Source organism: Hyalangium sp. (genome assembly GCF_045802625.1).
In the GTDB taxonomy this organism is placed as follows: Bacteria; Myxococcota; Myxococcia; order Myxococcales; family Myxococcaceae; genus Hyalangium.
In genome coordinates this window covers 18,965-28,707 of sequence record NZ_JBJMQP010000023.1, presented here as the reverse complement: position 1 = coordinate 28,707, position 9,743 = coordinate 18,965, and the positions used below count along the sequence as shown (strand labels likewise).

Annotated in this window: 13 protein-coding genes; 6 read left to right on the top strand and 7 right to left on the bottom strand. The window is 67.9% G+C overall.

The features are described 5' to 3' along the window. Positions 1-340: 340 nt before the first annotated feature. The gene (locus ACJ8AT_RS04435) at positions 341-1,072 is read right to left on the bottom strand and encodes an immunity 52 family protein (protein ID WP_407736288.1); all 732 of its coding nucleotides are present in this window, start codon (positions 1,070-1,072) and stop codon (positions 341-343) included. Between the two features lie 9 nt (positions 1,073-1,081). Further along, positions 1,082-1,624 (bottom strand): Tox-REase-5 domain-containing protein, encoded by a 543-nt coding sequence (locus ACJ8AT_RS04430; RefSeq protein WP_407736287.1) that lies wholly within the window; start codon positions 1,622-1,624, stop codon positions 1,082-1,084. A gap of 52 nt (positions 1,625-1,676) precedes the next feature. Here ACJ8AT_RS04430 and ACJ8AT_RS04425 point away from each other — a divergent pair, with 52 nt between their 5' ends. Next, positions 1,677-1,841, top strand: a complete 165-nt coding sequence (locus ACJ8AT_RS04425; protein ID WP_407736289.1) for a DUF5953 family protein — start codon at positions 1,677-1,679, stop codon at positions 1,839-1,841. Here the strand turns inward: ACJ8AT_RS04425 and ACJ8AT_RS04420 are convergent. The 3 genes from ACJ8AT_RS04420 to ACJ8AT_RS04410 all read right to left on the bottom strand — a co-directional run bounded on the left by ACJ8AT_RS04420 (position 1,798) and on the right by ACJ8AT_RS04410 (position 4,533). Next, positions 1,798-3,108, bottom strand: coding sequence for a hypothetical protein (locus ACJ8AT_RS04420; RefSeq protein ID WP_407736286.1), 1,311 nt, complete (start codon positions 3,106-3,108; stop codon positions 1,798-1,800). The two genes, ACJ8AT_RS04425 and ACJ8AT_RS04420, sit on opposite strands and share 44 nt — an antisense overlap. Before the next feature lie 153 nt (positions 3,109-3,261). Beyond that, positions 3,262-3,897 (bottom strand): hypothetical protein, encoded by a 636-nt coding sequence (locus ACJ8AT_RS04415; protein ID WP_407736285.1) that lies wholly within the window; start codon positions 3,895-3,897, stop codon positions 3,262-3,264. A 147-nt stretch (positions 3,898-4,044) separates the two neighbouring features. Next, positions 4,045-4,533 carry an NUDIX hydrolase gene (locus ACJ8AT_RS04410; protein WP_407736284.1) on the bottom strand — a complete coding sequence of 163 codons (489 nt, stop codon included), beginning with the start codon at positions 4,531-4,533 and terminating at the stop codon, positions 4,045-4,047. Positions 4,534-4,623: 90 nt separating this feature from the next. On the opposite strand from ACJ8AT_RS04410, the gene ACJ8AT_RS04405 reads away from it, so the two are divergent. The 5 genes from ACJ8AT_RS04405 (at position 4,624) to ACJ8AT_RS04385 (ending at position 8,026) form a co-directional block, all read left to right on the top strand. Beyond that, on the top strand, positions 4,624-4,851 hold the full coding sequence (locus ACJ8AT_RS04405) for a DUF3185 family protein (RefSeq protein WP_407736283.1): 228 nt from the start codon (positions 4,624-4,626) through the stop codon (positions 4,849-4,851). A gap of 73 nt (positions 4,852-4,924) precedes the next feature. After that, the gene (locus ACJ8AT_RS04400) at positions 4,925-5,329 is read left to right on the top strand and encodes a CBS domain-containing protein (RefSeq protein ID WP_407736282.1); all 405 of its coding nucleotides are present in this window, start codon (positions 4,925-4,927) and stop codon (positions 5,327-5,329) included. Between the two features lie 23 nt (positions 5,330-5,352). Next, entirely contained in the window at positions 5,353-6,213 is an 861-nt protein-coding gene (locus ACJ8AT_RS04395; protein WP_407736281.1) for a metallophosphoesterase family protein, read from the top strand. An 83-nt stretch (positions 6,214-6,296) separates the two neighbouring features. Then, on the top strand, positions 6,297-7,694 hold the full coding sequence (locus ACJ8AT_RS04390) for a hypothetical protein (RefSeq protein WP_407736280.1): 1,398 nt from the start codon (positions 6,297-6,299) through the stop codon (positions 7,692-7,694). Positions 7,695-7,816: 122 nt separating this feature from the next. Next, complete coding sequence (locus tag ACJ8AT_RS04385) at positions 7,817-8,026, top strand: hypothetical protein (protein WP_407736279.1); 210 nt, start codon at positions 7,817-7,819, stop codon at positions 8,024-8,026. 291 nt (positions 8,027-8,317) lie between these two features. On the opposite strand, the gene ACJ8AT_RS04380 is transcribed toward ACJ8AT_RS04385, so the two are convergent. Together ACJ8AT_RS04380 and ACJ8AT_RS04375 are read right to left on the bottom strand one after the other, a co-directional pair. Then, a complete protein-coding gene (locus ACJ8AT_RS04380) occupies positions 8,318-9,184 on the bottom strand; it encodes a hypothetical protein (RefSeq protein WP_407736278.1) in 867 nt (288 codons plus the stop codon). Positions 9,185-9,397: 213 nt separating this feature from the next. Beyond that, complete coding sequence (locus ACJ8AT_RS04375) at positions 9,398-9,742, bottom strand: protease inhibitor I42 family protein (RefSeq protein ID WP_407736277.1); 345 nt, start codon at positions 9,740-9,742, stop codon at positions 9,398-9,400. Position 9,743 lies beyond the last annotated feature (1 nt).

The following is a 9,743-nucleotide window of genomic DNA, read 5'->3' as shown; positions in this document are numbered from 1 at the left end:
GCAAGCCGCCACAGGAGACCGTCGCTCCCGAGGACGCCAGCGACACCTCCTGCGAGGATTCGTCCTCGGAACCCACCTCCTTGGCCGCCTCCTCCTTGGCGGTACTCGTGGACTTGTCCTGGGCGAGCGCGAGGTGGGCGAAGAGCAGTACGAAGAGACTGAAGCGCTTTTTCATGGATCCTCCGAGGGCCTTGCCAGGCACGGGTTGCGTCTTTCCTGCTGCTGGGAAAGACGGTGGACCCTCGGTTCTGTGAAGGAATCCAGAGGCCAGAGCTTCGAGAGCCACTTCGATGCTGCTGGGCGCTCCCGCCGTCCGCCGCAGGCTGTGTCTGAGGCGGCTCTACTGCGCGGGAGCCGGCTTGCGGAGCAGCCCGGCGCGGTCGAGCAGCTCGCGGACGCGCTCGGCCAGGGCGACGTGCTCGGGGTTGGAGGCGGTGAAGCGTTCGGGGGTGAGGATGATCAGCGAGCCTTTGTCCCCTACGGACTCAATGCGCACGGGTGCGGGCAGTGGGGGGACTCGGCCCAAGCGGCGTGAGAGGTACGTGATCCAACCCACCAGCACGTCTGGGCACTTCTTCTCGATGATGTCTCGGTGAGCATGAGACATGGCCACTTCCCAATCTGGGTCCCAGGCGGTGGCGAGCGCCCGCAGCGCTTGAACCTGGAAGTCTGTCGTCAGAACGCGCTCCGCTCCAGGCCCCTCATCAGGGGCTATGAGAACACAGCTATTGCTCACCTGCTCCCAGTAACCCCCACAGGCAATCCTCAGAAAAGCGTGGTTGCCCCCCTGCTGCCCATTCCACAGGCTGATACTGAAGCCCAGATCCTCCATGGGTTGGCGCCGATCGTCGCGCATGAGGTTGCGCTGGACGTACTCTTGGAGGCTGGAGAACTCGAGTTCCAGCGGACGCGTGAGGGACTGCTTGAGGGACTTCGCGCCCTTGAACCAGCTGGCGAAGAGCAGATCGACCGGCTGAAGCAATTGGACCAGGGTGGCTATGCGCCGCGCGCACGCTTGAGCATCCTCCTTGCGCGCGCCCCAATAAGCGCCGATGTAGTACGTCTCGATCATGGGCTCTTCTTATTGCAGCGCAGGGGTGTGAACCACCTCGATCCCCCGAACCTTCGCATCGTCCAAGAGCTTACGAATCGCGTCTGCCGCCTTCTTCTCCGCTACATGCCAACGGATGGGCACGCCTGGGGCTGCCTTGAGCTGGCGCTTCGCTTGCTCGATGATCTGCTTGGCCCCCGTGGGCTCAAACCACGGTTTTGGCTTGAGCCCATCGGTGAACTTGTTGGCATAGCCGGGCCCCTTGGCGTCTAGCAATGTGCCATCCTTGAAGCCGTCGAGCTTCACTCCGCCGCTCTTCAAGTCCTTGCCGCCTACCCAGTACGCCTCGCTGGAAGAGTGGCCGGTGATCTGCTCCTGGTAGCGCGCCGAGCGCTTGCTCATGGACTCCTTGGCCGGTCCCCATTCGCCAGGGCCTTCTGGTGCCGCGGGTTGCCCTTTGACCGCATCACCGGCGCGCTGGAGGATGATGGCCGCTCCGGGCCCGCCGCTCAGCGCCGTCACCACGCACCCCGCAGGCACCATCACCCGCTCCACCACCAGCGCACCCTTCACAGCGCTCGTTCTGCGAACCTACTTCGCAGGATACTGACCGCCTCCACGGGTAATCGGGTTCCCGAATCCCGAGCGCGGCGAGGAGCTGCTCTCGCGGTCGCGGCGCACCGCGACGGGCAGGTGGGTGGTTCGGCTCACGGAGGAGCCACTCGACCACGTGAAGCTTCTTTCGCTCAGCGCACGTACACGCGCGTCGAGCCGGGACCCTGCGAGGTGATGAACGTCACCAGGGCCTCATCCGAGTCGCGGAACTCATAGCCGGACTCGGGGGAGTAGAGCTCGAACCCCAGCTTTCCTCCCACGTACCGCGGAAGAATCCGCTCGACCCCGTGGCGCAGTTCTGGTGGGCCCGGGGTCACTCCCGTCGCCGTGCCGACCTCCATCTTCTCCGGGGCCGGCAGCGGAAAGGAGGCAGCCTCCACGAGCCCGGCGCCCGCGGGAGCATAGAAGCGCAGGGAAGCGGGATCCGAGAAGTCGTAGACCCAGACGCCTCCATCGCTCGCACCCACGTGCGTGCCCGGGAGGAGCTGGCACCCGTTGTGCTGATCGGCCACGGGGCCATTCCAGGGCACCAGCGTCACCTGTCCTCCCTCCAGGGAGAACACGCACGCCTCCGAGCGGGTCTGCTGCTGGAAGATCAAGAACGCCAGGTTGTCCTTTCGGAAGAGCAGCTTGTCCCCAAGGAAGAACGTCACGCCGCCGTGGGCCTCGCCGTACTTCGAGCTCCCTCGTGAGACGAGGCCTGCCTCGGTGTTCTCGTAGCGGCGCAGCTCGGTGTCCAGCACGAGGACGTCGCCCTCGGTCGCCACGAGCTGCTCGGGGTCCGCGCAGCACGGCCCGCTGAACGCGAGGGCCGGATCCATCCGGAGCGCCCCGCTCCCATCGTCGACATATCGCCGCAGGGTCCCATCCGAGACTTGCCACTCCCACACCACGTTCTTCGCGACGGCGTGATGGTTGGGGGAGGTGACCTGGGCCACCTGGACGCCTCCTCGGAACACGCGGTCGTCACACAGCAGGGAGCCCGCGGCTGTCCGGTGCACCTCCGTGCACCAGCGGGGGAGCTCCTCATGCGCCGCGCTCCGGTCCTCCACCGCGATGACGTTCAGGGAGGCCACTCGGTCGCCCGGCTCGAACGTCAACTTCAGCAGGAACGCGCCCGACTCCGTCGGCGTGAGCTCGGCCGTGCCTCGGGTCCGATCGACACGCTGGACGGACCACTCCGTGGGCACCTCGGTCCCATCGGCCCGCTCGAGCCGGGCCGTGACGGTGTCATCACAGGTCTGCTGAGTCGGGTATGTGAACGGATAGACAGTCGGCTTCCCGGCGACGGCGTAGTCCGGAACCTTCGACAAGGCGAACACGCCCTCGACCTGGGTGACGCCTGTGCCCTTCTCGGAGCACTCGGAGGACTTCGTCTCCAGGCCACACCCGATCAGGTGGGCGGAGAGCAGGGGGATCAGGATTCCCCAACGAACGTGCATGGACTGGCTCCTCTCGACAGCGGCGAACAGGGGACGCTGTAGCTGCCCACGAGGAGGAAGTCGATCGACACCCAGGCTGTCTCGGACTTCACTCCCCGCCCTCTCCAGCAGAGGGGGCGGGGAGTCATCCAGCCGGAGACAGGTACGCCGGGCTCAGCCGCGAGCGATGGCGTCCTCGACGTACCGGATGCCCTTGGCGGTGATCGTCTTGCCCTTCTTCGAATCCGAGGCGTAGCCGGTGTGCATGCGCAGCGCCTTGGCGGCGTTGGGCGCGGCGTAGGACACGCCCAGCTGGCTCCAGAAGCGCGAGGTGGTCCCCGACGTCACCTCCAGGCCCAGCGAGCGCGCCAGGTAGAGCGGGATCAACGAGCGCAGCAGCTGGTCCTTCTGCTGCTGCCCGGCCGAGACGATGTCCTTGTGCTGCGGGTGGTTCTGCAGCGCCGCTACCAGCTGCTTCACGGCTTCCGCGGTGGCGGCCCGGGACGCGCCGGTGCGCTTGCTCGCGGCGCCGCGCTTGGAGGCGGCCTTGCGAGCTGCGGGCTTCGCGGCGCGCTTCTGCGCCTTGGCGGGCTGAGAACGTGAGGTCTTCTTGCTCTGGGCTCGGGACTTCTTGGTGGGCATGGTGGACTCGATGGGAGGTGACTGCGGAGACGCACTGCGGACTGCAGGTTGGCCATCCAGCGGCTCGTTGTTCCGAGCTCGCCGCAGGAACGCTCGCAGCGGACCCACCCACTGGGTGAGCCCCAAGCGATCGAACAGCGAATCCAACCACCCGGAACGGAAGAACACCTGACGAGTCCTCCTGGAAGACGGCGGGAAGGTACTACACCACCCATGGGCTTGATCCAGCGTCTCGACACGTATCAGGTAGGGCGGATCAGACCCGGAGTGGCTGGATCCGGCCTGATCCACGTGGATCAGGCCCCGGCCAGCGCCTCAGATCCGCGAGAAGCTCCAGCTCACCGCGTGACCTCCCGCGTAGGGCATGACGCCGTGGAAGGCCCGCGGATCCGCGTCGAACACCAGAGGGAGGAAGTGCCGATCCCCGTCCCACAAGGGCAGGGACAGGATGTCCTTCACCGGCACCCAGGACAGCTCGCCCTCCGGGTTGCGCTCGAACGGCGTGCCCGAGAAGCGGGGGATCCGGAAGACGAAGCCCAGCCAGTCCTCGCCCTTGGGGCCGAAGCCGGGCCAGCTGATCGTGCCGCGCAGCGTCAGTTCCAGACACTCGAGCCCGGCCTCCTCGCGGATCTCGCGGCGCATGCAGGAGACGACGTCCTCGTCCGGCTGCATCTTCCCGCCCAGGCCGTTGTACTTGCCCAGGTGCGCGTCATTGGGGCGCGCGTTGCGGTGGACGAGGAGCACCCGCTCCCCGTCCGGGGACGTGACATAGCCGAGGGTGCCGATGATGGGGGTGTAGGGCATGGCCCCGATGCATACCCCAAGAAGCCGGAGAAAAATCTGCGTGGCGCGCGCTCCTGCCTGCGTATCCTGCGGGGCAGCCAAGGAGGCACTGTGGGCGCTGGCCGGATCCTGGGAGTGATGATCGCTGTCGCGGGAGCGGTGGTGCTGTGGACCGGGCTGAACGCGAAGGACGCGCTGACGGAGAAGGCCTCCAAGGCGCTCACCGGGCGTTACTCGGATCGCACCATGACGGAGCTGGCGGGCGGCGGCGCGGCGCTGGCCGGCGGGGTCCTGCTGATGCTGTTCGGCGGCGGTGGCGGCGGGCGGCGGCGGCGGTAGGACTCGTCCGGTGGAAGGCACAGGCGGCGGGCTTGGGTTGACGCCCTTTCCGCCGTGCCAGTAGACCGGGCCCATGAAAGGTCACGCACGCAACATGATGACCGCGCCAGTGGTCTCGGTCGGTCCGGAGGCCTCGCTGGCCGAGATTGCCCGCTGCCTGGCGGCCGCACGGATTGGCGGCGTCCCGGTGGTGGGCTCCGAGGGCCGCGTCGAGGGCTTCGTCAGCGAGAGCGATCTGCTGGGGGCGCTGCTCGCGGATCGGGATCCCTCCACCCGGGCCTCGGATCTGATGACCCGCTCGGTTCACTCGGTGAATGAGTTCGATCGCACCGAGGAAGTGATGAACCTGCTGCGCCAGCACCGGATCCACCACCTTCCGGTCTTGCGGGGAGGCGAGCTTGTCGGGATCATCACCCCGTCCGACGTGATCCGCTACATGGTCGAGGAGGTCCTGGCCAAGCCGCCAGAGATCGGCTGAGCGGGCGGCGGACAGGAGGCTGCATGCCGCGCATTGCGATCCTGAGCGACATCCACGGCAACCTGGCCGCGCTGGAGGCGGTGCTGAGGGACGTGGAGACCCAGAAGCCGGATCGAATCGTCTGCCTGGGGGACACCGTGGGCTACGGTCCGTTCCCCCGCGAGTGCTTCGCGCGAGTGCACCAGATCGCGGATCTGGTGCTGTCGGGCAACCACGAGCTGGAGACGGCGCTCCCGGGCGACGAGGGCATGGAGGATGATGCCCGGGAGATGGCGCTCTGGTCGGCGCAGGCGCTGGAGGGGCTCGAGCCCTGGGAGCGGATGCGCGCGGACCTGAAGGCCGGAAAGGCCGACGCGCTGGCGCACCAGCAGGAGGAGCGCATCACCTGGGTCCACGGCGCGCCCGAGGAGCCCACGCTGCGCTACGTCTGGCCGGGCTACCGCACGCACTACCTGCAGCTCAACCCGCAGATTGATAAGTTCCTCAGCGAGCTGCTCGGCCGGTTCACCACTCCGCACGGCTTCTGCGGCCACACCCATGTCCCGGCCATCCTCACCACGTACGAGGATCGCGAGCTGTTCACCGTCTCCCAGGATTGGAACCGCATGTTCACCTTCCTGGGGCCCCAGACGATCTTCTACGTGCCCCAGGGCATGGCGATGATTGGCGGGCTCTATGGGCGCAAGGTGGTGATCAACCCGGGCAGCGTGGGGCAGCCGCGCGATCGGGATCCGCGGGCCTCGTGGGCGCTCTATGACGGGGATCTCGTCTTCTTCCGCCGCGTGCCGTACGAGATCTCCGCGACCCAGGCGGCCATCCGCGCGCTGCCCGTGAGCCAGGACACTCGCAACTTCTTCGCCGATCGCCTGAGCAAGGGCGAGTAGGGGCATCTGCCTTCGTGTAGGTGTGGCTGATCGGACAGTCGCGGGGTCTCCCCGGGCATCTCTCACATCTGGAGATCTCCCAAATGGTGAAGCGAATCGTGCCGGCGCTGGTGGCGCTGATGGCAGCGGCCTGCGGCGGCGACAAGGAGTGCAAGCTGGATGATCCGAAGTCGTGCTCGGACAACCTGGTCTGCGAGAGCGTGAGCGGCCAGGACAAGCCCATGTGCTTCGCGCCCTTGCAGGTGGAGGGCAAGGTGTTCGATCTGGGCTCGGGCGCGGCGGTGGCCAACGCGGAGGTGACGGCGCTGGACGTCAATGGCGCTCCGGCCTCCGGCATCGCGGTGAGCGGCCCGGATGGGCACTACGCGCTGCGCATTCCCACGCAGCGCTCGGATGACAAGGGTACGCCGGTGCCCGTGCGGTTGACGCTGCGGGCCGGCGCGCAGAACTACCAGCCGTTCCCCTCGGGCCTGCGCGTGGCGCTGCCCCTCGACACCACGGCCGCCGCCAGCGCGGGGGATGAGAAGCCGTGGGTGTTCTCCTCGGGGCAGACGGACGTGGGCCTGATCGGACTGGCGGCGGCGGAGCAGGGCCGCCCGGCGGTGTCCGGCACGGTGGAGCTGGCCACGGGCCAATCCGCGCTCGTCGTGGTCGAGGGCAACGGCCATGCGTACTCGGCCGTGGCCGACACCTCGGGCCAGTGGAAGGTGTTCAACGTGGTGCCGGGCGGTGGGTACAAGGCCCAGGCGTATGTGAAGGGCTCCAACTACACGGCGGTGGATGTCTCGGTGCAGCCGGGCGTGGAGACCACCGGGGTGGCCATCCACCGGGCGGGGGACTCGAGCGCGACGCTGAGCGGCACCGTGCAGCTGGTCGCGGGCGCGAACGGAGCGGGCACCAGCGTGGTGATGGTGGTGGAGAGCACCTTCAACACCGCGCTCATCCGCGGCGAGGTGCCGCCGGGGCTGCGCGCGCCGGAGCCGGGCACCGCGCCGAACATCTCCGGAGCGTTCTCCATCTCCGGCGTGCCGGATGGGAAGTACGTGGTGCTGGCGGCCTTCGAGAACGACGGCAACGTGCGGGATCCGGACCCCAATATCTCGGGCACGCAGATCTCCCACATCACCGTGACCAACGGCACGCCGAGCGCGAGCCCCTCGTTCAAGGTGACGGGCGCCATCCAGATGGTGGGCCCGGGCGCGGGTGAGACGAGCGAGGTGGTGACGGGCACCCCGAAGTTCACCTGGAAGCCGTACTCCAGCGCCAAGTCCTACGAGCTGCGCGTGTTCGACTCGCAGGGCACGAATGTCTGGGAGAACCTGTCGGTGACTCCGAGCACCTCGGGCGATGTCTCGGTGACGTACGGCGGGCCGGCGCTGACTCCGGGCCTCATCTACCAGTGGCGCGCCACCGCGAAGGGCAACGCGGGCAACCCCATCTCCAACACCGAGGAGCTGCGCGGCCTGTTCTCCGTGCAGTAGCCTTCGCCCGGCTTCCCGCAGGGCGCCCTGACGAGCGCTGGGCCTGTCCGGACAACGCTCGCCAGGGCTGGAGCGACGGCCCTAAATCGGGTAGGATGGACGGCTACTCACGAGGACCACCCATGGCGAAGGAACCCAAGCCTCCCTCCATGACGCGCGCGGACAAGGTAAGGACCGCCATCGAAGGGGATGACGAGTTCAGCGTCATGTCGACGGATCCCCGACGGAGCAAGCCCAAGGTCGAGCTGGGCTTCAAGGAGAACGTGAAGCCGGTGGCCACGCCGCTGTCCCGCTCGGTTCTCCGGCTGTTCCGCAAGATCTTCGGCGAGTAGGTGACATCCCCGCCCGAGCCGCGGCCTTTCCCCACCAGCCTCTGCCACCGGTGCGCCGCGCCTCCGCGCTACGTGCAGACGAAGAGCTCCACGTTCATCCTCTGCCTGCTGTTGCCGCAGAAGTATCCGTCCCAGCCCGTACAGGCCTGCGCGCTGTTCCGGCCGGCGGACCCTCCTCGATAGACGCCTTCCGCGCCAACGCGGAGCGCGCATCCCGCTCGTAAGACGGCACAGCCCCTCCTTCGCGCAAGGCGAGGGAGGGGCCGTGGGTACATCAGGGTCCGCGCGGGCTCAGCCGGCGATGGCGCCCTTGAGGAACGTGGGCATCTCGAAGGAGGGCTTGGCGGGCAGCACGTCCGGGCGCGGGAACGGCAGCGGGCGCGGCAGCTCGGGGAAGGGCAGCGGCTTGGGCAGCGGCAGCGGCACCGGGTGCGGGAAGGGCTCGAAGTGGAACTGCGTGCCCGGCCGGCTGTGGTACGTGAGCTCCTTGTCGGCCTGATTCAGCTTGTTGTCGAGCAGGAAGCGCCCGAACAGGCCGCCCGCCTGGGTGCGAGCCTCGGAGACCTGCTCCTGCTGCCCGAGCAGCTCCGTGGCCTCGGTGTTGGTGATGGAGCCGTTGGTGCGGCCGTCGGCCAGCCGATCGATCTGGCCCGCCTGGCGCTGCGCCCCCGAGTCGAAGCCCGCGAGCAGCTCGCGGCTGCTGTTGTGGCCGGCCTGGTAGATGTGCAGCTCGGCGCGGGCCTGCATCACGTTGAGCTTGAGCTGCTCCTCCATGGAGAGCTTGCCGTCGGCCATGGCCGACTGGGTGGCCTTGGCGATGTCCTGCTGCTCCTTCAGGAGCTGCTCGGACTCCTTCGCGGTGACGGAGCCGTTGCGCACGTCATTGGCGATCTCGTGCAGCTGGTCGCCCTGCTTGCCGCGCACCTGGGCGTCGGCGGGCTTGAAGATCGGGGGGAGCGTGATTGGAGGCAGCGAGATCGGAGGCAGCGGGGTAGGCAGCGGGCGCGGGGGCGGGAAGCAGCCGCCGTCGACGATGGAGTGGCCGACCGTCTTGAGCTCCGGGTTGGCCTTGGAGGCGACGGTGGGCTTGGCGGTAGCGGTGGAAGAGGTCTCAGAGGTCCGGGCGACGGTGGCGGCGACAGAAGGGTTGATGCGCATGGTGAAGCTCCATTTTTCGAAACCGACCAGTGGTCGGTGAGTATGGAGGACCCCTACTGCACCCCGCATGCCACGACCTGTGGGAGGACTCGCGCAGGGAACTCTTGAGGAGTTTCAAATCCTTACGCGCCAAGACCCGAGCGCTGGGAGCGAGGTGGTGACCGCAGACACCAGGGAGCCCCTGGTGACAACGGTCACCACCGGTGACTGCCGTCACCGCCGCGGCTCCTCCGAAGAGGGACGGACGTCAGCGGTGACGCGCACCTGGAAGGTCCGGACCTCGCGCGGCGTGTCCTCCCAAGGGCGCCGCAGCGCGAAGCGGAGCACCGCCGTACCGGGAGCGAGCGCCTGGAGTTCCACGGACTCGTCGAAGCTCTGGGTTCCCGGAGGCAGCTCGCCTGGCTTGGGGACTTCGACGGCGCGGTGCATCGAGACCCGCACGGCGTTGGAGGAGTCCTCGGCGCTCCACGTCCAGGTGTAGCCCGCGGCGGCGAGCCCCGGCAGGCGTTCGGTGTGGGTCTGCCCCACGGAGAGTTCGATCAGTCGAGGCGAGTCCATG